Origin of the sequence: Streptosporangium sp. NPDC004379 (genome assembly GCF_042873875.1) — a bacterium.
Taxonomy (GTDB): domain Bacteria; phylum Actinomycetota; class Actinomycetes; order Streptosporangiales; family Streptosporangiaceae; genus Streptosporangium.
In genome coordinates this window covers 891,226-914,566 of the sequence record NZ_JBIAMC010000001.1, presented here as the reverse complement: position 1 = coordinate 914,566, position 23,341 = coordinate 891,226, and the positions used below count along the sequence as shown (strand labels likewise).

The following is a 23,341-nucleotide window of genomic DNA, read 5'->3' as shown; positions in this document are numbered from 1 at the left end:
GAATCCCCGATGGAGGAACACGTGAAGGTTGGCTACAAGGCCGCCGCCGGAGCCGCGCTCCTGGCCATGGCCCTCACCGCCTGCGGCGGCGGCAGCGGCGACAAGCCGAAGGCCGAGTCGAGCCAGGCCGCCCAGCAGCAGGCTTCCCAGCTGCCCGGCAGCACGATCAACCCGGTCGCCTACGAGCAGGTCGCCGACGGCGGCGTGGTGAAGCTCGGCCTCAGCCAGTGGCAGGAGCAGTGGAACTACAACCAGGTGAACGGCACCAACGCCAGCACCAAGGACGTGATCGAGCCGCTGATGCCGATCATCGGCATCGCCGATGACAAGGCCGAGGTCGTCAACAACCCGGACTACGTCACCGAGTGGAACATGGACCTCAGCAGTGGCAAGGAGGTCGTCACCTACAAGCTCAACGAGAAGGCGGTCTGGTCGGACGGCACGCCGATCACCTACAAGGACTTCGTCGCCCAGTGGAAGGCGCTGAACGGCGAGAACAAGAAGTACCAGGTCTCCTCGACCGAGGGCTACGAGCGCATCGAGTCGGTGGAGAAGGGCGCCTCCGACTACGAGGTGATCGTCACCTTCGCCAAGAACTACCCCGACTGGAAGGGCCTGTTCGGGCCGCTCTACCCGGCCTCCACGAACGACACGCCCGAGCACTTCAACAAGGGCTGGATCGACAAGCTCCCGGTCACCGCCGGCCCGTTCAAGGTCGAGTCCATGGACCAGACCGCCAAGACCGCCACCCTCGTCCGTGACGACAAGTGGTGGGGCCAGAAGGCCAAGCTCGACAAGGTCATCTTCCGGGCCATCGACCAGACCGCCATGATCGGCGCCTTCGCCAACGGCGAGATCGACGCGGTGGAGATCCCGGCGAACGCCGCGGACCTCAAGCGGGCCAAGGAGGTGCCGAACGTCGACATCCGCAAGGCGGCGGCCCCGAACTGGCGCCACTTCACCTTCAACGGCTCCTCGGAGATGCTGAAGGACAAGTCGGTCCGCCAGGCCGTCGTGCTCGGCATCAACCGCGAGGCCATCGCCCAGTCCGACCTCAAGGACATGGACTGGCCGATCCAGCTCCTCAACAACCACGTCTACATGAACACCCAGAAGGGTTATGTGGACAACTCCGGGGACCTCGGCAAGTACAACCCGGAGAAGGCCAAGCAGCTGCTGGACGCCGCCGGCTGGAAGCAGGAGGGCGAGTACCGCAAGAAGGACGGCAAGGAGCTCAACCTCCGCTTCATCGTCCCGGCCGACCTGCCGCTGTCCAAGCAGGAGGGCGAGCTCACCCAGGCGATGCTGAAGGAGGTCGGCGTCAAGGTCACCGTCGAGCCGGTGCCGGGCGACAAGTTCTTCGACGACTTCATCATCCCCGGCAACTTCGACCTCACGCCGTTCTCGTGGCTGGGCACGCCGTTCCCGCTCGGCGGCCTGGCGCAGATCTACAAGACGCCGACCGGCCCGGAGAACTTCGGCAGCAACTTCCCGCGCATCGGCACCCCCGAGCTCGACAAGATCATCGAGCAGGTGGGCGGTGAGATGGACCCGGCCAAGGCCATCGAGCTGGGCAACCAGGCCGACAAGCTGATCTGGGACGAGGTGCACACCCTCCCGATCTACCAGCGTCCCGACATCCACGCCGCCAAGAAGACCCTGGCGAACTACGGTTCCTTCGGCTACGCCGACAAGGACTGGACGAAGATCGGTTTCACCAAGTAGGCGCCCCCGCCCGGTGACACCGGCGCGGGACCGCGTCTTCCGTGCCCTTCCCCGCTCCGGCGGGGGAGGGCACGGCCCTTTTCCCGGCCCTTCCCGGCGCTACGGCGAGCCCCTTCTCCGCCGGGAGATGCGGGGGGTCCAGAAGCCGGAAGACGCCGGGGGTTTAGAAGAAGGCCGCGCGGCGTGGCAGCGGGTAGACGTTCTCCCGCGGGTCCTGCAGCAGCGCGTCGGCGCACTCCGGGCAGGCGAACAGGGCCGCCTCGTCGGGCAGCCGCCCGATCCTGATGCGCGGGCGCGGCCACTTCTTGTGGCAGACCACGCAGGCGTCGCCCTCCCGCTGGGTGCGGGTCAGGCCCTCGGGATCGAAGGTCATGGCGTCCTGCCCCCCTCTGGTCGGCCGCCGGCTCATCGCGCCTCCGGTCGTGATCTGCGATCTCGTATCGCAACCGTTATAACGCCGCGATCTCCCGTGATCGTCGTGCTGAGAGCCAAGGAGCGGTTAAATCACGTCCCGTGTGCATGCCATATGGCAGCAAAAGGGGCACCCGCCATCAAGCCGGGTGCCCCTTTTATGAGGATGTAAACGGTCAGACCTCGCTGATGGCCTTCTCCAGGATGGTCAGGCCCTCCTCCAGCAGGTGGTCGGGCATGACCAGCGGCGGCAGGAACCGCAGCACGTTGCCGTAGGTGCCGGCGGTCAGCACCAGCAGGCCCTCGGCGTGGCACCGCCTGGCGATCTCGCCCGCCGCGGTGGGGTGCGGGTCCTTGGTGCCGGGGACGACCAGCTCGATGGCGATCATGGCGCCGCGGCCGCGCACGTCGCCGATCACCGGGTGACGCTCGGCGAGGGCGCGCAGCCGGGGCAGCATGACCTCGCCGATGTGACGGGCCCTGCCGACCAGGTCGTCGGCCTCGATGGTCTCGATCACGCCCAGCGCGGCCTCGCAGGCCAGCGGGTTGCCGCCGTAGGTGCCGCCCAGTCCGCCCGGGTGGACCTTGTCGAGCAGCTCGGCGCGGCCGGTGACGGCCGACAACGGCAGGCCGCCCGCGATGCCCTTGGCGGTCACGATGATGTCCGGGACGACGCCCTCGTCCTCGCAGGCGAACAGGTTCCCGGTCCGGGCGAAGCCGGTCTGGACCTCGTCGGCGATGAAGACGATGCCGTTCTCACGGCAGAACTCCGCGATCCTCGGCAGGAATCCCCTGGCCGGTTCGATGAAGCCGCCCTCGCCGGCGATCGGCTCGATCACCACGGCCGCCACGTTCTGCGCGCCGACCTGCTTGGAGATCTGGTCGATGGCCTGGGCCGCGGCCTCCTCGGCGCAGTTCTCGGGCCCCGTCGGCCAGCGGTAGGGATAGGCCAGCGGCACCCGGTAGACCTCGGGGGCGAACGGCCCGAAACCGTGCTTGTACGGCATGCTCTTGGCGGTCAGCGTCATGGTGAGCAGTGTCCGGCCGTGGTAGCCGTGGTCGAACACCACGACCGCGTCGCGCCCGGTGGCGCTGCGGGCGACCTTGACCGCGTTCTCCACGGCCTCGGCGCCGCTGTTGAGGAGGAAGGTCCGCTTCTCGTGGTCGCCGGGGGTCAGCGCGTTGAGCTTCTCGCAGACCTCCACGTACGACTCGTACGGCGTGACCATGAAGCAGGTGTGGGTGAAGTCGGCGACCTGCCGGGTGACCCGCTCGACCACGCGCGGGGCCGCGTTGCCCACGCCGGTCACCGCGATGCCGGAGCCGAAGTCGATGAGGGAGTTGCCGTCCGCGTCCACGACGACACCGCCACCGGCGTGCGTCACGAAGACCGGCAGGGTGGTGCCGATGCCCTGGGGGACGGAGGCCTGCTTGCGGGCGAACATCTCGCGCGACTTGGGGCCCGGGATCTCGGTGACGACCCGGCGCTCCTGGGGAAGCGAGGGGCCGCCCTGGGTGACGGTGCTCATAGTGCGAAGGTATGTCGCGTCCGCCGGTGCGCTGATGATGCACTATGGCAAAATTGCGAAGAGCGTGCTGGACGTAACGTACAAACCGGAGGTGGACCGTGGCGCCGACGCTCCGCACCGTCGTGCGGCGCCTGCCGCTCCGGCTCGGCGTCCTGGCCGGGCACGACGGCCTCGACCGGCCGGTGAGCTGGGTCGCGGTCAGCGAGCTGGAGGACCCGACGCCCTTCCTGGAGGGCGGCGAACTGGTGCTGACCACCGGCATGCGCCTGGACGCCGGCAACGCCGCGCCGTACGTCGCCCGGCTGGTCGGCAAGGGCGTCACCGGCCTGGGGCTCGGCGTCGGCCTGGGGCACGAGACGGTCCCCGCCGAGCTGGTGGCCGCGGCGGCGCGGGCCGGGCTGCCGCTCGTCGAGGTGCCCCGCGACACGCCCTTCGTCGCGATCAGCAAGCTGGTCAGCGACCTGATCGCGGCCGAGCAGTACGACGAGATCAGCCGCGCCTTCGCCGCCCAGGGACGCCTCACCCGCGCCGCGCTGCGCCCCGAGGGACCGCGCGCGGTCATCGACCGCCTGGCCCGCGAGCTCGGCGGCTGGGCCGTCCTGCTCGACGAGTCCGGAGCCGTACGGCACGCCACCGGCCGGGGCGCCTCCCGGGTCGCCGCCCTCCGCCCCGAGCTGGAACGCCTCCGCAGACCCCCCGGGAGCGGCGCGCCCGCGAGCCTGTCGCTGTCCACGCCGGGGGAGCACGTCGTCGTGCAGCCGCTCGGCGCCCGCCGGGTCAGGGGTTTCTTCGCCGTCGGCCTGGAACGGCCGTTCACCCCGGTCGCGCACACCGTGGTCAACGCCGCCGGCTCACTGCTGACCCTCGCCGTCGAGCACGGCCGGGAGCACCTGGCCGCCGAGCGGCGGGTCCGCTCGGCGGTGCTCGGGTTGCTGCTCGCCGGACAGGTGCGGGCCGGGGTCGAGGCGCTGGAACGGCTGGGCGACGGGCTGCCGGACGGGCCGCTGACCGTGCTCTGCGCGGCCGGCGACGCCGAGGCGGTGCTGGAGGCCGCCGGGGGTGAGTTCGCCGCGCCCCTCGACGACCGGGTGGTCGTCGTCGTGGCCGAGGACCGCGCGGAGGAGACGGCCGCGGCGCTGGCCGGTCAGGGTTCCGTCGGGATCGGCGCCCCGGTCGGCCTCGACGACCTGCGCACCGGGCTCGACCAGGCCGACCGGGCGCTCGCCGGGGCCCGCCGAGGCCAGGCGGGGGTCATGCGCTTCGCCGACCTCGCCGGGCAGGGCCTGCTCGCCCTGCTCGACCCGGAGGCGGGTGCGGCGTTCGCCGCGGCGCTGCTCGCCCCCCTGCGCGAGTACGGCTCGCGCGCCGACCTGCTGGAGTCGCTGCGCGCCTACCTCGCCTGCAACGGCCACTGGGACGCGGCGGCGCAGCGGCTCGGTGTGCACCGGCACACCCTGCGCTACCGCATGCGCCGGGTCGCCGAGCTCCTCGGCCGCGACCTCGACGACCCGGCGGTCCGCGCCGAGCTGTGGGTCGCGCTCACCGTCGCGGGCTGACCGCCGCGAGTCCGGCGGCCGGGAGGCCGGGGCCGGCCGCGGCGCGGCCAAGGGCGGGGACGAAGGCGGGGACGAAGGCGGGGACGAAGGTGGGGACGGAGGCGGGGACGGAGCGGTCGCGGCGCGCCGGGCCCGGCGGTCCGGGGCGGATCGAGCGGCGTGGACGGTCCGGACGACCGGGAGGCCGGGAGGCCGGACGGTCAGGAGCGGTCGGCGAGGTAGCGGGAGATGGTGGCGTAGGTGACGGTCTGGTAGGTGCGGTCGTCGCGCAGGTGCCCGGCGCGTTCCAGACCGATCGCGCCCTGGGCCGCCGCCCACAGCGCGTCGGCGATCTTCCTGGGCTGGGTCGGGATGAGATAGCCCGCCGAGATGCAGTCGGCGATCACCCGGTCGAGGACGTTCAGCGCCGCCCTGGCGAGGGTCCTGGCCCGCTCGCTCGGCGAGAAGCCGGGGATGGCCCGCTCGAACATCAGCGCGTAGTACCCGGGCTCGGCGAGCGCGGCCTCCCGGTAGGCGGGACCGAGCGCGGTCAGGTGCTCCAGCGCGTTGCGGTGCGGCGGCACCGCCTCCAGCCGCCGCCGGAACCGCTCGAAGCCCTCCAGGTAAAGAGCCTCGGCCAGTCCCTCCTTGCTGCCGAACATGGTGTAGATGACGGTCGTCGAGCATCCGGCCTCGGCTGCGATGCGGCGCATCGACAGGCTCTCCGGGCCGACGGTGATCAGAAGCTGACTGGCCACGTCGAGCAGCCTGCCGCGCAGTTCGTCCTGGCCGGCGCGCTCGCCGACCAGATAGGCGCCCTGAAGGCCGCGTGGCGCCGTAGAGGTCATGCGACCATGCCTTTCCGCTCTCGGGTGGTGGCGATCTGTGACGTGATCGGGGCCGCGCTCCATGAAACAGGTGCCATCTCAGAAATATCCATAATTGGCCCTGTTTTCGTTACAGGCTGAGAGCGAGATATTTTTATGCGTAACGGCGCGGCGGCGCAAGGGTCTTGTGCATCGTGGAGCAACACCGCCCCGAGGGCCGTGACATAGCGTCTGAGCCATGGACGTGCGCCCCTTCTGGCTCGCCGGCCGCCCCGCCACGGGGGACGCCGAGCTCACCGTGACCAACTCCCATGACGGCCGCGTCGTCGGCGTCTGCTCCGTGCCGACCCCCGAGCAGGTCGAGGAGGCCGTCGCCGCGGCCGACGCCGTACGCAGGCAGGCCGCCGCGCTGCCCCTCCACGTGCGGGCCGCGGCCCTCGCCCACGTCGCGCGCCGCCTGACCGAGCGGACCGAGGAGATCGCCCGGCTCATCATGGAGGAGAACGGCAAGCCCATCTTCTGGGCCCGCGGCGAGGTCGGTCGCGCCGTCTCCACCTTCCGGTTCGCCGCCGAGGAGGCCCGCCGCCTCAACGGCGAGACCGTGCGCCTGGACACCGAGGCCGCCTCCGAGGGGCGCCTCGCCTACGTCTCCCGCGTCCCGCACGGTCCGGTCCTGGCGATCACCCCGTTCAACTTCCCGCTGAACCTGGTCGCCCACAAGGTCGCCCCGGCCATCGCGGTCGGCGCCCCGATCATCGTCAAGCCCGCCCCGGCGACACCGCTGTCGTCCCTGGTGCTGGGGGAGATCCTGGCCGAGACCGACCTGCCCGCCGGCATGTTCTCGGTCCTGCCCGTCCCGAACGACCGCGCCTCCGCCCTCGTCGAGGACCCGCGCCTGCCGGTCGTCTCCTTCACCGGATCCGGGCCGGTCGGCTACGCCATCATGGACCGGGTGCCGCGCAAGCACGTCACGCTGGAGCTGGGCGGCAACGCCGCGGCCGTCGTGCTCGCCGACGCCGACCTCGACTGGGCCGCCTCCCGGACGGCGCTGTTCTCCAACTACCAGGCAGGGCAGAGCTGCATCTCGGTCCAGCGGGTCATCGTCGAGGAGCAGGTGAGCGAGGCGTTCCTCGCCAAGCTGGTCCCGGCCGTGGAGGCCCTGGTCACCGGTGACCCCGCCGACGAGAAGACCCAGGTGGGGCCGCTCGTCTCCGTCGAGGCCGCCGAGCGCGTCGAGAGCTGGGTCAAGGAGGCCGTCGCGGCCGGCGCCCGGCTGCTGACCGGCGGCACCCGCGACGGCGCCACCGTCGCCCCCACCGTCCTCGCCGACGTGCCGGGCGACACCAGGCTCGGCTGCGAGGAGGTCTTCGGCCCGGTCATGACCGTCCAGACCGTCTCCGGCGTCGACGAGGCGTTCGCCGCGGTCAACGACTCCAGGTACGGCCTGCAGGCCGGGGTGTTCACCCGCGACCTCGGCATCGCCTTCCGGGCCAACCGGGAGCTGGAGGTCGGCGGCGTGATCATCGGCGACGTCCCGTCCTACCGCGCCGACCAGATGCCCTACGGCGGCGTCAAGGACTCCGGCGTCGGCCGCGAGGGCGTCCGCTCGGCCATGGAGGACCTCACCTACGAGAAGGTCATGGTCCTCACCGGCCTGTCCTCTCTCTGACCGCCCGGCGGGGCCGCCGGGCCGGGCCCGGCTTCCCCCTCCGCGTCGTCTCCGCGTGGCCCGCGACCCTCATCGGGCCGCGGGCCACGCACGCTCCGGCCGCCGTCTCCCGGGGCCGCCGGAGCCGTCTCCGTCAGGACCGCTCGGCGACGGTGTGCAGGTCCCTGACGGTGCTCCCGAAGTAGGGGCCGTACATCGTGCCGCGGTCGTCGCTGTACTTGAAGCTGCTCACCGAGGTGATCGTGCCGCGGCCGGTGGCGGAGTCGAAACCTGTGAGCCAGGGGCCGCCGCTGGAGCCGGCGGTCATGTCGCAGCGCATGCCCTGGTCGGTGGTCTGCTCGTGCGGGTCGTCGCGCACGGGCCCGGCGCAGTAGACCAGGTGCTCACCGTCGTAGGGGGCGTCGGCGGGGAAGCCGAAACCGTGGGCCGGGCGGCCCCGGGGGGCGCCGAAGGCGATCTCCTGCGCCCCGGCGACGTCGCCGAGGTGCCTGCCGTCCCTGGTGTTCAGCGCCACCATGCCCACGTCGTAGCTGTCGTCGGCGCCGCGCGCCCAGGGGCCCGCGACGAACATGCGGCGGGCGGTGAACTGCCCGTACGGCTGCCGCCCCCGGTCGTAGCCCGGCACGAAGACCCAGTTGTCCGCCCAGGCGCCGGTGCCGTCCTTGACGCAGTGCCCCGCGGTCACCACCAGGTCGCGGTTGGCGCTCCGGACGGAGCTGGCCGAGCACACGTAGTCGACCCCGCCGATGGTGAGGAAGACCCGCCCGGTGGTCTGGGCGACCGAGCCGCCGGTGACCCAGCGGGCCCCGGTGACCGGGGCGGCCCGCCGGGTCCCGGCCGCGGGAGCGGCCAGGCGCTCGCCCGAGACGGCCGGGCGGTCGTTCCCTGCGGAGGCGGGACCGGGAAGGTCCTTCACCCCGAAGGCCCCCGTACGGCCACCGCCGGCGACGGCACGGCGGCCGTCCAGCAGCCCGGTCACCTCCCCGGGCATGCCGATCGGGACGGCCGCCGCCATCCGCCGGGGGGTCCAGTAGCCGAGCACCCGCCGGTGGCCGTACGCGTCGTCCGCGGCCGCGTGTTCCGCCACGTCGGCGACACCGGCCGCGATCGGGGCCACCGGGGTGACCGGGGCCGCCGGACCGGCCGTACCGGACGGGCCCGCCTTACCGGGCGCACCGGGCGCACCGGGTGTGCCGGGTGTGCCGGGTGTGCCGGGTGTCACCGCGCCGGCCGGGCGGGTCCGCTGGGCGACGGCCGGCGCCGTCCGGCCGGGTCCGGGGGGCGCCGTGTCGGTCGCGGGACGGGCCGCGGGGCCGCCGACGAGCCCGGCGACGAGCGCGGCACCCGCAAGCAGGGGGAGGCTTGAGGTCATGAGGACTGATTTTGCACTACGTGGTGTGTCGTTGTGACTACTTTCGGTCAATGGGCGTGGCCGCCTCCTGGGCGGCCTCGTAGACGTCGCGGGCCTCGGCGCCGAAGTACGGGCCGAACATCCAGCCGCCGGCGAAGCCGTACTTGAAGCTGTTGACGGAGTTCACCGTGCCCAGCCCGGTGTTCTCGTCGAAGCCGGCGAACCAGGGCCCGCCGCTCGACCCGCCGTTCATCGTGCAGTTCAGGCCGAGGTCGCGGGACATCATGAAGTCGTCGAACGTCTGGCCGGCGCAGTAGGTCAGACTGGAGCCGTCGTAGGGGGCGGCGGCGGGGTAGCCGAAGGCGTGCATCCGCTGCCTGCGGGGCTGGTTGAAGGAGACGCCCTGCCCGCCGACGACGTCGGTCAGCGACCTGCCCTCCAGCGGGGCCACCACGGCGGCGGCCACGTCGTAGTTGACGTCCTCGCCGTTGTTCCACTGCGGGGTGGTGTACAGGGCCGTCGCCACCCAGGTGCCGTACGGGCGCTCGCCGTTCGCGTAGCCGGGGACGAACACCCAGTTGGTGTGGAAGGCGCCGCCCATCCGCACGCAGTGCCCGGCGGTGATCACCGTGCTCCTGTTGCCGCCGGTGACGGCGGTGGCCGAGCAGGAGGCGTTGCGGCCCTGGTAGGTGAAGAACACCCGGCCGGCGGTCTTCGCCACCGTCCCGCCGCGGGTCCACGCCGCCCCGCTGGAGGTGCGCGCCGCCGACGCGGCGGGTGTCACGGTCCCGCCGCCCGGACGGGTCGCCGGGACCTCGACCGGGTCGGCCGCGGCCTGCTCGGCGGTCGCGGCCGCGGTGAGCCGGACACCCTCCTTCCTGGGCGCGGGCACGTCGAGCGGCTTGGCGGATTCCATCTTCGCCCCGGTCCAGTAGCGGCTGACGGCGCGCTGCTCGCTCCGGGTTTCCGCGGCCTCCTTCCCGACCGGCTCCGGGGCCGCCTTAACCGCGGCGGCGCGCGCGGCGGGTCGTGAGGCGCTCCGCGCCGCGCCGGCGCCGTGCGGGCCCGCCGCCGACGAGCCGTGCGCGACCGCCGCGCCGGGTGCGGCGGCCGCCGACGCGCCGTGGGCGAACGCCGCTGGCAGCAGGGCGCTGCCCGCGGCGAGCGTGAGGGTGGGGACCAGGCGTGCCGTACGGCGCATTTCTCTACCTCCGAAAACCTGAATCGATGGGTCGGGAAGCTAGTGCGCCGCATGTCTATATTTCTCAAGATTTACAGGTATTGCTATATCTAAATTCGGACTTAAATTGCGCTTTTTATCGCCCGTCTCCCGCGTTCCGCGAAACCCGCTCCCGACGCGGGGCGCGACCGGTGGGCGGGAGCCGCGAGAATGGGGCCATGGACCCAGACATGACACGCTCCGTCGTCCTGCTCGGCTCGACCGGCTCCATCGGGACCCAGTCCCTCGACGTCATCGCCCGCAACCCGGGCGGGTTCCGGGTCGCCGCGCTCGCCGCCGGAGGCTCCCGTGTCGACCTGCTGGCCCGCCAGGCGGCCGAGTTCCGGCCCGAGGCGGTGGCCGTCGCCGACCCCGCGGCCGTCCCCGCGCTGCGCGAGGCCCTGTCCGCGCTCGGCGTGACCGCGAAGGTCCTCGCCGGGCCCGAGGGCGTCGCCGAGGCCGCGGCCTGGCCCTCCGACGTGGTGCTCAACGGCATCACCGGCGCGCTGGGGCTGACCTCGACGCTGGCGGCGCTGGAGGCGGGCCGTACGCTGGCGCTCGCCAACAAGGAGTCCCTGATCGTCGGCGGCCCGCTGGTCAAGCGCCTGGCCGGGCCGGGGCAGCTGATCCCGGTCGACTCCGAGCACAGCGCGCTCGCCCAGTGCCTGTGGGCGGCGAGCCCCACCGGCCCCGACGCCTCGGCCGTGCGGCGGCTGATCGTCACCGCGAGCGGCGGCCCCTTCCGCGGCAGGCCGCGCGCCGAGCTCACCGGGGTCACCCCCGAGCAGGCGCTGGCCCACCCGACCTGGTCGATGGGGCCGGTCGTCACGGTGAACTCCGCCACACTGGTCAACAAGGGCCTGGAGGTCATCGAGGCGCACCTGCTGTTCGACATCGGCTTCGACCGCATCACGGTCGTGATCCACCCGCAGTCGATGATCCACTCCATGGTGGAGTTCACCGATGGTTCGGTCGTCGCCCAGGCCAGCCCGCCCGACATGCGCCTGCCGATCTCTCTGGCCCTGGGCTGGCCCGGCCGGGTCCCCGGCGCCGCCTCCCCGGTCGACTGGACCCGCGCCCACACCTGGACCTTCGAGCCGCTCGACGACGAGGCGTTCCCCGCCGTCGCGCTGGCCCGGCACGTCGGCGAGGCCGGGGGCACCGCCCCGGCCGTCTACAACGCCGCGAACGAGGTCTGCGTGGAGGCGTTCCTGGCCGGTCGGCTGCCGTTCCCCGGCATCGTCGACACCGTCGCCGCGGTGGTCGCCGAGCACGCCGTCACCGAGGCCGATTCGGTCGAGGAGGTGCTCGCCGCCGACACCTGGGCGCGGGTTCGTGCCCGGGAGCTCACCGCGGCTGCCTAGACTGTCAACGCCGTCGACTTTTTCAAGGGCTGAAAAATGACTTCTGTTGCTCTCGGTATGCCGTCCGTACGGACCCGGCCGATCGCCGAGCGTCGCAAATCCCGTCAGATCATGGTCGGTTCCGTGCCGGTCGGCGGGGACGCGCCGGTCTCGGTGCAGTCGATGACCACCACGGTCACCGCCGACATCAACGCCACGCTGCAGCAGATCGCCGAGCTGACCGCCTCGGGCTGCCAGATCGTCCGCGTCGCCGTGCCGTCCCAGGACGACGCCGAGGCGCTGCCGATCATCGCGAAGAAGTCGCAGATCCCGGTGATCGCCGACATCCACTTCCAGCCGAAGTACGTCTTCGCCGCGATCGAGGCCGGCTGCGCCGCGGTCCGGGTCAACCCCGGGAACATCAAGAAGTTCGACGACAAGGTCGGCGAGATCGCCCGCGCCGCGTCCGACCACGGCGTGCCGATCCGGATCGGCGTCAACGCCGGCTCGCTCGACCGCCGCCTGCTGGAGAAGTACGGCAAGGCCACCCCCGAGGCGCTGGTGGAGTCGGCGCTGTGGGAGTGCTCGCTGTTCGAGGAACACGGCTTCCGCGACATCAAGATCTCGGTCAAGCACAACGACCCGGTCGTGATGGTCCAGGCGTACCGCCTGCTCGCCGCCCGCTGCGACTACCCCCTGCACCTCGGCGTCACCGAGGCGGGCCCGGCGTTCCAGGGCACGGTCAAGTCCGCCGTCGCGTTCGGCGCGCTGCTGGCCGAGGGCATCGGCGACACCATCCGGGTGTCGCTGTCGGCCCCGCCGGTCGAGGAGATCAAGGTCGGCGCCGCGATCCTGGAGTCCCTGGGCCTGCGCGAGCGCGGCCTGGAGATCGTCTCCTGCCCGTCCTGCGGCCGCGCCCAGGTCGACGTCTACACCCTGGCCGAGCAGGTGCAGGCCGGGCTCGCCGGGCTGAAGGTCCCGCTGCGCGTCGCGGTGATGGGCTGCGTCGTCAACGGCCCCGGGGAGGCCCGCGAGGCCGACCTCGGCGTCGCCTCCGGCAACGGCAAGGGCCAGATCTTCGTCAAGGGCGAGGTCATCAAGACCGTCCCCGAGTCGCAGATCGTCGAGACCCTCATCGAGGAGGCCCTGCGCCTGGCCGAGGAGATGGGCGTCGAGGTCGACCTCGACGACGAGGACGGCTCCGGCGCCCAGGTCGTCGTCGGCTGACCCACGCGCTTCGTGGATCCTCACCACCGTGAGGATCCACACGCCCGGGTCCCGTGCCACGGATCCCCGCCGCTCGGCCTCGATGAACGCGCTATACGGATCCTGAAGGTGGATCTCCTATCGTCGAGGGTCATGTGGAGAATCCCCGGGAGATCCATCACGACGAGAATCAGGTTTCTGACACCGCTGCTCGCCGTGGTGACGGCCGCGTGCGGTGCCACGACGATCGGCGGGGGCGGGGAGGAGCGCCAGACGCCGGCCCACGCGAGCTCGCAAAGCGCCACCGCGACCACCGCGGCCACCACGGCCACCGAGGCGTCCGGCGGCCCGGCCTCGCCGACGCCGACGCCGGTGCCGACCGGGTCCGAGCCGGCGGACTGCCCGAACGGGAAGCTCATCCCGGCGGTGGACATCCCGGCCGTGCACGCCGACCCGGTGGTCATCCCGGAGGCGAAGATCGGCGGCACCACCGTTCCCGCCGTCACCATCCCCGGCGTCGACATCCCCGCACAGCGCGTTCCCGCCCAGTGCACCGAGATCGCCCCGGCTCCCGGAGGGTGCCTCGGCGCGGCGTCGATCCCGCCGGTGTCGATTCCCGCCGTGGAGATCCCGCCGGTCGAGATACCCGGCGTCGACGCGGGCGGGATCAAGCTCGATCCGGTTCGGGCCGACGGAAAGCGGGCCGAGGCGCAGCACGCCGAGGGCGTGTCGACACCCGAGGTGTGCCAGGTCGAACCGAAGGAGGGCGGGATCGTGTCATTCGTGATCCGGCCGTTCATCATCCGCCCGTTCGTGATCCGGCCGTTCGTCATCCGCCCGTTCATCATCCGGCCGAACGCCTGCAACGACCGGAACGAGTGCGTCCCGGCCGTCGAGGTGCCGGCGGTGGAGGTGCCCGCGGTCGAGGTGCCCGCGGTGGAGATCCCGGCCGCCGAGCTGAAGTCGTACGAGGTCGGCAAGAGCGAGATCCTGAAGGGAGACGACTCGATCGCCTTCACTCTCAGGGCCGACGTGCTGTTCGACTTCGACGAGGCGGTCATCAAGCCCGCGGCCGCCTCCGAGCTCAGGCGCATCGCCCGGGAGATCGGGGAGAAGGCGGAAGCGGGCGCGCCGATCGCCGTCGACGGGCACACCGACGCCAAGGGCGACGACTCCTACAACCGGTCGCTGTCCGAACGGCGGGCCCAGGCGGTCGTCGAGTGGCTGGCGAGCGAGGGGGGCCTGGCGCGATCACGGTTGAAGGCGCGGGGATACGGCGAGGCCAAACCGGTCGAGCCGAACACCAGGTCCGACGGCTCGGACGATCCGGCGGGACGCGCCAGGAACCGCCGGGTGGTCGTCTCCACCGTCACCTGAGGTCAGGGGGGAAGGGAATCCACCCGCCCTCGACGAGGGTCCGCCGCTCCACGCGTCCGCTGCTCACCGGAGACGGATCCCGGACGGTTCGCGCGGGGCCGTCCGGCGTGATGCGGCGGACCTCCCGGGCCGGCCGTCGGACCTCCCGGTCCGGGCGCGCCGCCGTCGGTCCCGCGTCCCTCGCGGAGGTAATCGGCCGGGCGTGCGCCGGTAAAGAACCGGCCGTGTCGCCGGTGGCCCCGTCCCGCCCCGGGAGACCATCACCTCTGCCGTAGGAGTAGGGGGATGATGTGAAAAGGGTCATCGGGGTCATCGGGGGCGTATCGCTGCTGGTCGCCGCGCTCGGGGCGCCCCAGGGGGCGGTGGCGCAGCGGCGGGACGAGCCGGCCTGGAAACCCTGCGGCGGGCAGCACGGCACCGGGATCTTCGGGCCGCCGGCCGTCCCCGGCCGGGCGGCGAACACCGAGGAGTGCGCCTCGGTGCGGGTGCCGCTCGACTACGGCGACCCGTCCCGGACGATCAGCCTGGCCCTGACCCGGATCCGCGGGACGGCCGCACCCGGCCGCGACCACCTGGGGGTGCTGCTGGTCAACCCGGGCGGGCCCGGCGCCTCGGGCCGCGACCTTGCCCGGCGGGTCGCCGCCCAACTCCCTCCCGGCCTGTCCGGCCGGTTCGACGTGGTGGGCTTCGACCCGCGGGGCGTCGGCAGGAGCCGGCCCGTGCTGCGCTGCATGAGCCCCGGGAAGCTCTACGACGCCCCCCGTCCCGACTACGTGCCGCGCGACCGCCGGGAGGAGTCGGTGCTGGCGGACCGCGCCCGCCGGTACGCCGAGGCGTGCGGGAGCCGGTGGAACTGGCTGCTGCCGTACATGACCACCGAGAACTCCGCCCGGGACATGGACGCGATCCGGGAGGCGCTCGGCGAGCGGCGGATCAACTATCTCGGCTACTCCTACGGCACCTATCTCGGCGCGGTCTACGCCACCCTCTTCCCCGACCGGGTCGGGCGGATGGTCCTGGACAGCGTGGTGGACCCCAAGGGGATCTGGTACGAGTCCAACCTCGCGCAGAACGTCACCTTCGACCGGCGGCACCAGGACTTCCTGCGGTGGACGGCCCGCCACAACGACCTCTACCGGCTCGGCCCGACCCAGAAGGCCGTCTCCTTCGCCTGGTACGCCATGCGCGACCGGCTGCGCGACCACCCGGCGGGCGGGAGGCTCGGCCCGAGCGAACTCGACGACCTCTACACCGTCGCGGGCTACTCCGACCTGGTCTGGCCCCAGTTCGCCAAGGCGTTCTCCGCCTACGTCCGCAAGGGCGACGCCGGGCCGCTGCTCGCCGCCTACCGCCGCAACGTCGAGACCGACGCCGCGGCCGAGAACAGCTACGCGGTCTACCTCGCGGTGCAGTGCCGCGACGCCGCCTGGCCGCGCGACTGGGGCGTCTGGCGGCGGGACATGACGCGGATGCACAGCCGGGCGCCCTTCCTCACCTGGTCCAACGCCTGGTACAACGCCCCCTGCGCGTTCTGGCCGCAGCGGGGCGGCACGCCGGTCGGGCTGCGGGACGACCCGAGGCTCCCGCCGATCCTGCTCATCCAGGCCGAGCGGGACGCCGCCACGCCGTACGACGGGGCGCTGCGGCTGCGCCGGCTGTTCACCGCCTCCCGGCTGGTGAGCGCGACGAGCGGCAACCACGGCGTCGCCCTCGACGGGAACGCGTGCGTGGACCGCCGCCTGTTCGCCTACCTGAGGGACGGTGTCCTGCCCGTGCCCGCGCCGCCGGCCGCGTCCGATGACGCCCGCCGTGCCGGAGCCGCCAGGACCGGAACGGCCGGGAACGGGACGGGATCCGCATACGGCGCGGCACGTCGTCCCGGAATCGCCGCCGACGTCCGCTGCGCCGGAAACCCCGAGCCCGTGCCCGCGGAGGAGCGCCCGGTGGCCCGCGCGATCGCCATGGGGGGATGACGGCCTCTGAGTTGGTTCCTGCCAAAATCGAGGGGGTCGCGTAGGCTGAGGCCGTGATGCTCCGCACGATGGCGTCGCGCGTGCTCGACGACAACGACCGTGACGAGGTTCTGGCGCTGCTCGACGCCGACCCTGTGGCCAACGTCTTCGTGGCCTCCCGGGTCCGTGCCGTCGGGCTCAGCCCGGCCAGGCTCGGCGGGCAGATGTGGGGCTTCGGACCGCGCGGCGGCCTGACCGCCCTCTGTTACGCCGGCGCCAACCTGGTGCCGGTCAACGCCGGCCACGAGGCCGTGCACGCCTTCGCCGACCGTGCCCGCAGGCAGGGCCGCCGCTGCTCGTCGATCGTCGGCCCCGTGGAGGCCGTGGGACCGCTGTGGGAGCGGCTGGAGCCCCACTGGGGCCCGGCTCGGGCCGTCCGCTGGGCGCAGCCGGTGATGGCGGCCGTCCGGCCGTCGCCGGTGCCACCCGACCCGCTGGTCAGGCGGGTCCGGCCCGACGAGTTCGAGATCCTCCTGCCGGCCTGCGTGGCGATGTTCACCGAGGAGGTGGGCGTCTCCCCGGAGGCCGGGGACGGCGGCGCGTTATACCGCTCCAGGGTCGCCGAACTGATCCGCATCGGCCGGTCCTACGCGCGGATCGAGGACGGCCGGGTCGTCTTCAAGGCCGAGATCGGCGCGGTGACGCCGCTGGCCTGCCAGGTGCAGGGCGTGTGGGTCCACCCCGAGCTGCGGGGCAGGGGGCACGCGGCGGCCGGGATGGCCGCCGTGATCCAGCACGCGCTCGGCTGCTTCGCGCCGGTGGTCTCGCTGTACGTCAACGACTACAACGCCCCCGCCAGGGCCGCCTATCGCAAGGCCGGGTTCGAGGAGGTCGGCACCTTCATGTCGGTGCTGTTCTGAGGTGCCGTTCTGAGGTGCCGTTCCGAGCGGAGGACCGTTGACCGGTGCGCCGCGCCGGGTCAGACGCCGCGCACCAGGCAGGTCATCAGGCGCTCCAGCTCCGCGTCGGGGTCGGCGGTGAGGCCGGCGTGGACCGGGCCGGTCTGCACGATCGTGCTGCGCGGGGCGGTCAGCCAGCGGAACCTGCCGCCCAGCGGCTCGGCGGCCAGCGGGCCCTCCTCGGCGGCGCAGGACCGCTGGTAGACGCCCAGGGCCTGCCGTACCCCCTCGGTGTCGGCCCGGGGATCCAGGGCGCGCAGCCGCGCCTCGTCCAGCTCCACCCGCGCGCACAGGTAGCCGCGTGGCTGGCAGTAGAGCAGCACCCCGGCGTTGATCAGCTCGCCGCGCTCGACGCGGGGGATGACCCGGATCACGGCGTACTCGTAGACGTCCCTCACCGGTTGTCCTTCCAGAACGCGCCCACCGAGCCGGTCTTCGTCTCCTGCCGCGGGGCCCGCCCCGGCGTGGCGGGCGGCTCCGGCACCCACGTCCGCGGCTCCTGGACACGGGCCAGCAGGTGGTCGACGTACGCCTGCCGTACGGCCTGCGCGCCGTCGAAGCCCGGCTCGTCCTCCAGCCACTCGTCGGGGACCTCGTCCACCACCGCGTCGAGGAGGTCCCGGGTGATCATCGGAGCGAGTTCGGCGTCGGCCCGCGCCGTCTCGGTGGCGAAGGGGGCCAGCACGTGGTCGTCGGCGCGGAAGCCGCGCCGGGGGTCGGCGGTGGGCCAGTTGTGGTGGAACCACAGGGCCGCGCCGTGGTCGATCAGCCAGACGTCGCCGTGCCACAGCAGGAGGTTGGGGTTGCGCCAGCTCCGGTCGACGTTGTGGATCAGCGCGTCGAACCAGATGAGCCGGGAGGCGAACTCCGGGTCGGGCGGCCAGGTGAGGGGCTCGAAGCCCAGCGCCCCCGGCAGGAAGTCGACCGCGAGGTTGGCGCCCTCGCTGGCCTTGAGCAGGTCCTGGATCTCCTCGTCGGGCTCGCGGGCGCCGAGCTGGGGGTCGATGTCGATCACCTTCAGCTCGGGGGTGCGGAAACCGAGCCGCCTGGCCAGCTCGGCGCAGACGACCTCGGCGACGAGCACCCGGCGGCCCTGCCCGGCGCCCCGGAACTTCACGACGTAGGTGCCGAGGTCGTCGGCCTCGACCACCCCGGGCAGCGACCCGCCCTCCCGCAGGGGCGTCACGTAGCGGGTCGCCGTGATCTGTTCCAGCACCTCGCCAGGCTACCGGGTCGCCCGGGGGCGAGCGGGGCCGGTTTCGGGGGGATCGGGGGGAAAGGCACTGACCTGAGCATCACATGAGTGTCACGGTCGGGCCGCCGGTGGCCTGGTCACCGTTGACTGCCGGGGACACCTCTTCTTGAGTGGATGCAAGGGGCGACGGCGGGGGAGGGAGGCTCACGTGCCGCGTACGGAGCCGCTCACGTCAGCGGACCCCCGGAGACTCGGGGAGTACGAGGTCATCGGCCGTCTGGGGGAGGGGGGCCAGGGAACGGTCTACCTCGCCGCGCGTCCCGGGGGCGGGGACGAGCACTACGCCGTCAAGCTGCTGTACCGGTCGCTCGGGGAGGACCGGCACGCCTTCCTGCGCGAGGCGGAGCTGGCCAAGCAGGTCGCCCGTTTCTGCATCGCCCAGGTGGTCGGCGCCGGGCTGGCGGGCGACCGCCCCTACATCGTCAGCGAGTTCGTCGACGGGCCCTCGCTCCAGCGGGAGGTCGAGGTCGGCGGCCCCCGGGCCGGAGGCGCCCTGGAACGCCTGGCGATCGGCACCGCCACCGCGCTGGCCGCCATCCACCGGGCCGGGATCGTGCACCGCGACTTCAAGCCGCAGAACGTGCTGCTCGGCCCGGACGGCCCCAGGGTGATCGACTTCGGTCTGGCCAGGGCGCTGGACACCGGCGCCGCCCCGGTGTCCGGCGGCGCGGGCACCCCCGCCTACATGGCGCCCGAGCAGGTGGAGGGGGCCGAGGTGGGCCCGGCGGCCGACGTCTTCGCCTGGGGCGCCACCGTGTGCTTCGCGGCCAATGCCTGGCCCCCGTTCGGCCATGACTCGGTCGCGGCGGTGCTGCACCGCGTCCTCACCGCGCCCCCCGAGCTGGGCCGCCTGGACGGCTGGCTCGGCAGGCTGGTCGCGGGCTGTCTGGCCAAGGACTTCCGCGACCGCCCCACGAGCCGGGAGTTGCTGCTCGCACTCCTCGGGGAGGACGGCGGCGGGCCGTCGGCGGGCGTCACGTCGCGCGCGGGCCGTACCGGGCCGCCGCGCGCGGGATACCCGGCGGGCCTCTCATCGTTCGAGGGGCCCGCGGGGGACCCGTCGTCCGCGGGGCACGCGGGGGACCCGTCATCCGGGGGGCACGCGGCCGACTCGTCACCCGCGGGGCACCCGGCGGGCCCCCCGCCGTTCGAGGGGTCCACGGCGGACCCGTCGTCCATGGGGCACACGGCGGGTCCGTCGTCCGCCGGGCGGGCGGCGGGCCACGACGCCGCACCGGGCCCCGCCGCCTTCCCCGCCAGGGTGACCGAGCCGCCCGCCCATCCCCGGCGGGCGGTCACCAGGGCCTCCGTCGCGATGTCCGGCGCGCTGCTGGTCAGCGCTGCGGTGCTGGCGGGGGCACTGGTACCCGCGGTGGGCGGGGGCGGGAGCCAGGCCATGGGCGGCGGGCTGATCGGTCCGTCCGCCGAGACCGGCACGCGGGACCGGCTCACGGCGCACCCCGGCCGTACGGCCCGCCCGGCCGAGAACACGTCCGGCGCCACCGCGCCGCGCGTCCCGCCCACGAGGTCGCAGACGGGGAAGACCGCCGTCCCGCCGGGAGAGGGCGCCTCCACCCCGCCGCCGGCCGTTCCGGGGGTGAGCGTTCCCGCGCTCGCCGGGCTCGACCACGCCGAGGCGTCCCGGCTCATCGAGAAGGCCGGGCTGATCCTGGGCGCGCTCACCCGGACCGACTCCGACCGGCGGATCGGTCAGGTCGTGGGGAGCCGGCCGCGGGCGCGGGCCACCGTCGCCCGGGGGACCAGGGTCGATCTGGAGATCTCGGCGGGGGTGGCCGTCCCGCGGCTGGCCGGCCTGGACACGGAGGCCGCCGGGGCGGCCCTCACCCGGGCGGGCCTGGCCCGGGGGGCGGTGACCACGCGTTGCTCGGCGCGGCCGGGGGGAGAGGTGCTCGCCAGCACCCCCGGCGCGGGTGCGCGGGCCTCCTCCGGCGACAGGGTCGCGCTCGTCGTGTCCCGGCGCGGCACGGCGGTGCCGTCGGTGGCGGGGCGGACGGCGGAGGCCGCGCGTGACGCGCTGAGCGGGGCGGGGCTCGCCGTACGGCTCCGGCCCCGGCTCGTCGACGACCCGGAGCGGGACGGGAAGGTGCTGGCCCAGAGCCCGGAGCCGGGCGGGTGCGCCGCGCCGGGCGCCACGGTCGTGATCACCGTCGGCGTCGCCGGGCAGTCCGGCCCGGGGCCCGGGGAGCCCTCCACCGGGCCGGACCCCTCCGCGCCGCCGGACCCGCCCGCCACGGAACAGCCCGGCCCCTCGGAGGACCCGGCGGGCGAAGGCTGAGCCGGATTCGGGGCGAGGCGTCGTCACGGCGTTGACCTGTGGGTTCCTGGGGTCGATGGGGCCGCTGGGGCCTGGGCGGCGGCCCGGGGCGGTCCCGGTGGGCGGCTGATGCGGACGGGGTCCGGCGTACGAGTGTGTTCATCGTCTCATTCACCGTTGAGATCCCTTATTTCGTGATATTTCGCAATACGCTCTCCTGGGGATTTCGCGTGCCGTACGAGGGCCGCGCCGGTTTCGAGGGTTCTCAAGGGGACGGTCACCGATGTCGGGCTTGCTGGGGCGGCTGGGAAGTTGGTGCGCGCGGCACGGCGGAGCCGTGCTGGCGCTGTGGGTCGCCGTGGCGGTGCTGCTCACCGCGGGCTCGCTGCTGTTCCCCGGCCCGGTGAACAACAACGTCGCCATCCCCGGCACCGACGCCCAGCGGGCGCACGACCTGATGCGCGAGGGCTTCGGCCCCGGCTACGACACGGGCGGCACGGTCCAGATCGTGCTCTACTCGCCCGACGGGCCCCTCACCGCCAAGAGCCGCAAGGACGCGGTCCAGCGGGCGATGGACGGGATCCGCGCGCTGCCCCACGTGACCGAGGTGCAGACCCCCTACCGGGTCGGCGGGATGGCCTCCAGCCTCCAGATCGGCATCATCACCGCCAAACTCCAGGGCCACGACACCGACAAGGTGGCCGAGATCAGCCGCCAGGTCTCGGACGCGGCGGCCCCCGCGCGGGCGGCGGGGATCGAGGCGGTGCCCGCCGTCGCCTCCACCCCCGCCGACAAGGAGATCAAGACGGGGGCCAGCGAGATCATCGGCGTGCTCTGCGCGCTGCTGGTGCTGGTCTTCGCGTTCGGCACCGTGGTGGCCGCGATGATCCCGATCTTCACGGCGCTGATCAGCATCGCGACCGGCCTGGGCCTGATCAGCCTGCTCGGGCACGTCGTGGACGTGCCGAAGCAGGCATCCATCATGGCGACAATGATCGGGCTCGGCGTCGGCATCGACTACGCGCTCTTCCTGCTGAGCCGGCACCGCGGGCTGCTGGCCGCCGGGGTGCCGGTGCACGAGGCGGTGCGCCGGGTCGTGGCGAGCTCCGGCGGCGCGGTGGTCTTCGCGGGCGGCACGGTGATCATCGCGCTCAGCGCGCTCATGCTCGCCGGGTTCCCGATGCTGCAGACGCTCGGCTGGATCACCGGGGTCTCGGTCGTCTGCGCGGTGATCACCGCGGTCACCCTGGTGCCCGCGCTCCTCGGCCTGCTCGGCCACCGGGTGAACGCGCTGCGCCTGCCGTTCGCGGGCGGCCGGAAGGGAAGCCACGGCGCCTCGGGCTGGTCGGCGCTCGGCACTTGGGTCGCCCGACGCCCCTGGCGGGTGCTCGCGCTCAGCGTCGTGATCCTCGGCGCGCTGACCGCCCCCGCCCTCGGGATGAAGCTCGGCACGCTCGACGACGGCTACGCCGAGAAGGGCACCGACGCCCGCCGCGCATACGAGCTGCTGGAGGCCGGGTTCGGGCCGGGGTTCAACGGGCCGCTGATCGTGGTGGCCTCGCTCGACGAGAAGGCTCCGGCCTCGGGGCCCGAGCCGGCCGTGCTCAAGGAGCTCAAGAGGAAGGTCGCCGCGGTCGACGGCGTGGCGCACACCGCCGACCCCGTCCTCAACGACACCGGCACCGCCGCGCTGGTCCAGGCGATCCCCGAGTACGGTCCCGGCGACCCGCGGGCGCTGGACGTGGTCGAAGGCGTGCGCGCGATCCGCCTCGACGGGGCCGAGGTGCACGTGGGCGGCAAGGTGGCGGGCATGGCCGACGCGAACGCGCGGATGGCCGAGCGCACCCCGATCGTCATGGCCGTCGTGGTGGCGCTGAGCGCGCTGCTGCTGCTCCTGGCGTTCCGGTCGCCCGTGGTGGCGATCAAGGCCGCGGTGATGAACCTGGTCTCGCTCGGCGCGGCGTTCGGCGCGCTGTCGCTGGTCTTCTCCTTCGGCCTGGGCAGCGCCCTGGTCGGCATGGACCCGCCGGTCGGCGTGGACGACTCCTTCCTGACCGCGATCTTCTTCACGGTGCCGATCGACAGCTACATCCCGCTGATGCTGTTCGCGGTGCTGTTCGGCCTGTCGATGGACTACGAGGTCTTCCTGCTCACCGCCGTACGGCAGGCGTACCTGCGGCACGGGGACAACCGCCGGGCGGTGGCCGAGGGGCTGGGGTCGACCGGCCGGGTCATCACCTCCGCGGCCCTGATCATGGTGGCCGTCTTCGTGGCCTTCATCGCCTACCCCGACCCCATGGTCAAGATCTTCGGTGTCGGCCTCGCCGTCGCCGTCGCGGTGGACGCCACCGTCATCCGCGGGCTCCTGGTGCCGTCGACCATGGCCCTGCTGGGCAGGCTGAACTGGTGGTGCCCCCGCTGGCTGGACCGGATCCTGCCGGACCTCTCCGTGGAGGGGCACGACGAGGAGGAGGCCCCGGCGGAGGAGCCGCGCGGCAGGCTCGTCGGCGCCGGCCTGGGATGACCCGCGTCGCCGGCCCGGGGTCACCCGCGCCGGCCTGGGCCGTCCTCGCCGAGTTCCCCGCGGTTTTCCCGATGAGCCCACGCGGCGGCGCCGGTCTCGGCGAGAATGGCGCCGGAGGCCGGGACGCCTGTCCGCTCCGGCGGAGCGGTTTCGCGTCGGCCGGATAGTTTTGTGCTGATTAATC

17 protein-coding genes are annotated in these 23,341 nt (G+C 73.2%); 10 read left to right on the top strand and 7 right to left on the bottom strand.

What is annotated here, in order from left to right; translation table 11 throughout:
- Positions 1–21: 21 nt before the first annotated feature.
- Complete coding sequence (locus ACFYSC_RS04050) at positions 22–1,725, top strand: ABC transporter family substrate-binding protein (RefSeq protein WP_389956233.1); 1,704 nt, start codon at positions 22–24, stop codon at positions 1,723–1,725.
- A 163-nt stretch (positions 1,726–1,888) separates the two neighbouring features.
- On the opposite strand, the gene ACFYSC_RS04045 is transcribed toward ACFYSC_RS04050, so the two are convergent.
- Together ACFYSC_RS04045 and gabT are read right to left on the bottom strand one after the other, a co-directional pair.
- Positions 1,889–2,098, bottom strand: coding sequence for a hypothetical protein (locus ACFYSC_RS04045; RefSeq protein ID WP_362942012.1), 210 nt, complete (start codon positions 2,096–2,098; stop codon positions 1,889–1,891).
- A 214-nt stretch (positions 2,099–2,312) separates the two neighbouring features.
- On the bottom strand, positions 2,313–3,665 hold the full coding sequence (gene gabT, locus ACFYSC_RS04040; RefSeq protein WP_362942015.1) for a 4-aminobutyrate--2-oxoglutarate transaminase: 1,353 nt from the start codon (positions 3,663–3,665) through the stop codon (positions 2,313–2,315).
- Between the two features lie 98 nt (positions 3,666–3,763).
- Between gabT and ACFYSC_RS04035 the strand changes: the two genes are divergently transcribed.
- Positions 3,764–5,221 carry a PucR family transcriptional regulator gene (locus tag ACFYSC_RS04035; protein WP_389956228.1) on the top strand — a complete coding sequence of 486 codons (1,458 nt, stop codon included), beginning with the start codon at positions 3,764–3,766 and terminating at the stop codon, positions 5,219–5,221.
- Between the two features lie 200 nt (positions 5,222–5,421).
- On the opposite strand, the gene ACFYSC_RS04030 is transcribed toward ACFYSC_RS04035, so the two are convergent.
- On the bottom strand, positions 5,422–6,048 hold the full coding sequence (locus ACFYSC_RS04030) for a TetR/AcrR family transcriptional regulator (protein ID WP_362942021.1): 627 nt from the start codon (positions 6,046–6,048) through the stop codon (positions 5,422–5,424).
- 217 nt (positions 6,049–6,265) lie between these two features.
- Here ACFYSC_RS04030 and ACFYSC_RS04025 point away from each other — a divergent pair, with 217 nt between their 5' ends.
- Entirely contained in the window at positions 6,266–7,696 is a 1,431-nt protein-coding gene (locus tag ACFYSC_RS04025) for an aldehyde dehydrogenase family protein (RefSeq protein ID WP_389956224.1), read from the top strand.
- A gap of 133 nt (positions 7,697–7,829) precedes the next feature.
- On the opposite strand, the gene ACFYSC_RS04020 is transcribed toward ACFYSC_RS04025, so the two are convergent.
- Together ACFYSC_RS04020 and ACFYSC_RS04015 are read right to left on the bottom strand one after the other, a co-directional pair.
- Positions 7,830–9,068, bottom strand: a complete 1,239-nt coding sequence (locus ACFYSC_RS04020) for a hypothetical protein (RefSeq protein WP_389956222.1) — start codon at positions 9,066–9,068, stop codon at positions 7,830–7,832.
- Positions 9,069–9,105: 37 nt separating this feature from the next.
- Entirely contained in the window at positions 9,106–10,248 is a 1,143-nt protein-coding gene (locus ACFYSC_RS04015; RefSeq protein WP_389956220.1) for a trypsin-like serine peptidase, read from the bottom strand.
- Between the two features lie 209 nt (positions 10,249–10,457).
- Here ACFYSC_RS04015 and dxr point away from each other — a divergent pair, with 209 nt between their 5' ends.
- The 5 genes from dxr (at position 10,458) to ACFYSC_RS03990 (ending at position 17,064) form a co-directional block, all read left to right on the top strand.
- Positions 10,458–11,630: a 1-deoxy-D-xylulose-5-phosphate reductoisomerase gene (gene dxr / locus ACFYSC_RS04010; protein WP_389956217.1), complete on the top strand. Its 1,173-nt coding sequence runs from the start codon at positions 10,458–10,460 to the stop codon at positions 11,628–11,630.
- 36 nt (positions 11,631–11,666) lie between these two features.
- Positions 11,667–12,836, top strand: a complete 1,170-nt coding sequence (gene ispG, locus ACFYSC_RS04005) for a flavodoxin-dependent (E)-4-hydroxy-3-methylbut-2-enyl-diphosphate synthase (protein ID WP_389956215.1) — start codon at positions 11,667–11,669, stop codon at positions 12,834–12,836.
- Positions 12,837–12,968: 132 nt separating this feature from the next.
- On the top strand, positions 12,969–14,192 hold the full coding sequence (locus ACFYSC_RS04000) for an OmpA family protein (protein ID WP_389956212.1): 1,224 nt from the start codon (positions 12,969–12,971) through the stop codon (positions 14,190–14,192).
- 290 nt (positions 14,193–14,482) lie between these two features.
- Positions 14,483–16,165: an alpha/beta hydrolase gene (locus ACFYSC_RS03995; RefSeq protein WP_389956210.1), complete on the top strand. Its 1,683-nt coding sequence runs from the start codon at positions 14,483–14,485 to the stop codon at positions 16,163–16,165.
- 56 nt (positions 16,166–16,221) lie between these two features.
- Entirely contained in the window at positions 16,222–17,064 is an 843-nt protein-coding gene (locus ACFYSC_RS03990) for a GNAT family N-acetyltransferase (RefSeq protein WP_362942173.1), read from the top strand.
- A gap of 59 nt (positions 17,065–17,123) precedes the next feature.
- Here ACFYSC_RS03990 and ACFYSC_RS03985 read toward each other — a convergent pair whose 3' ends face one another.
- The gene (locus ACFYSC_RS03985) at positions 17,124–17,501 is read right to left on the bottom strand and encodes a DUF3037 domain-containing protein (RefSeq protein ID WP_389956207.1); all 378 of its coding nucleotides are present in this window, start codon (positions 17,499–17,501) and stop codon (positions 17,124–17,126) included.
- Positions 17,498–18,319, bottom strand: a complete 822-nt coding sequence (locus tag ACFYSC_RS03980) for a HipA family kinase (RefSeq protein WP_362942048.1) — start codon at positions 18,317–18,319, stop codon at positions 17,498–17,500. The genes ACFYSC_RS03985 and ACFYSC_RS03980 overlap by 4 nt, the downstream gene beginning before the upstream one ends.
- A gap of 187 nt (positions 18,320–18,506) precedes the next feature.
- On the opposite strand from ACFYSC_RS03980, the gene ACFYSC_RS03975 reads away from it, so the two are divergent.
- Both ACFYSC_RS03975 and ACFYSC_RS03970 read left to right on the top strand, forming a co-directional pair.
- On the top strand, positions 18,507–20,654 hold the full coding sequence (locus ACFYSC_RS03975) for a PASTA domain-containing protein (RefSeq protein ID WP_389956205.1): 2,148 nt from the start codon (positions 18,507–18,509) through the stop codon (positions 20,652–20,654).
- 262 nt (positions 20,655–20,916) lie between these two features.
- A complete protein-coding gene (locus ACFYSC_RS03970; RefSeq protein ID WP_389956202.1) occupies positions 20,917–23,157 on the top strand; it encodes an MMPL family transporter in 2,241 nt (746 codons plus the stop codon).
- Positions 23,158–23,341 lie beyond the last annotated feature (184 nt).

What these genes read in the sequence shown, in the direction of transcription:
- ACFYSC_RS04045 (WP_362942012.1), bottom strand. Translation starts at nt 2,098, where the DNA reads ATGACCTTCGATCCCGAGGGCCTGACCCGCACCCAGCGGGAGGGCGAC.
- gabT (WP_362942015.1), bottom strand. Translation starts at nt 3,665, where the DNA reads ATGAGCACCGTCACCCAGGGCGGCCCCTCGCTTCCCCAGGAGCGCCGG.
- ACFYSC_RS04030 (WP_362942021.1), bottom strand. Translation starts at nt 6,048, where the DNA reads ATGACCTCTACGGCGCCACGCGGCCTTCAGGGCGCCTATCTGGTCGGC.
- ACFYSC_RS04025 (WP_389956224.1), top strand. Translation starts at nt 6,266, where the DNA reads ATGGACGTGCGCCCCTTCTGGCTCGCCGGCCGCCCCGCCACGGGGGAC.
- ACFYSC_RS04020 (WP_389956222.1), bottom strand. Translation starts at nt 9,068, where the DNA reads ATGACCTCAAGCCTCCCCCTGCTTGCGGGTGCCGCGCTCGTCGCCGGG.
- ACFYSC_RS04015 (WP_389956220.1), bottom strand. Translation starts at nt 10,248, where the DNA reads ATGCGCCGTACGGCACGCCTGGTCCCCACCCTCACGCTCGCCGCGGGC.
- dxr (WP_389956217.1), top strand. Translation starts at nt 10,458, where the DNA reads ATGACACGCTCCGTCGTCCTGCTCGGCTCGACCGGCTCCATCGGGACC.
- ispG (WP_389956215.1), top strand. Translation starts at nt 11,667, where the DNA reads ATGACTTCTGTTGCTCTCGGTATGCCGTCCGTACGGACCCGGCCGATC.
- ACFYSC_RS04000 (WP_389956212.1), top strand. Translation starts at nt 12,969, where the DNA reads ATGTGGAGAATCCCCGGGAGATCCATCACGACGAGAATCAGGTTTCTG.
- ACFYSC_RS03990 (WP_362942173.1), top strand. Translation starts at nt 16,222, where the DNA reads ATGCTCCGCACGATGGCGTCGCGCGTGCTCGACGACAACGACCGTGAC.
- ACFYSC_RS03970 (WP_389956202.1), top strand. Translation starts at nt 20,917, where the DNA reads ATGTCGGGCTTGCTGGGGCGGCTGGGAAGTTGGTGCGCGCGGCACGGC.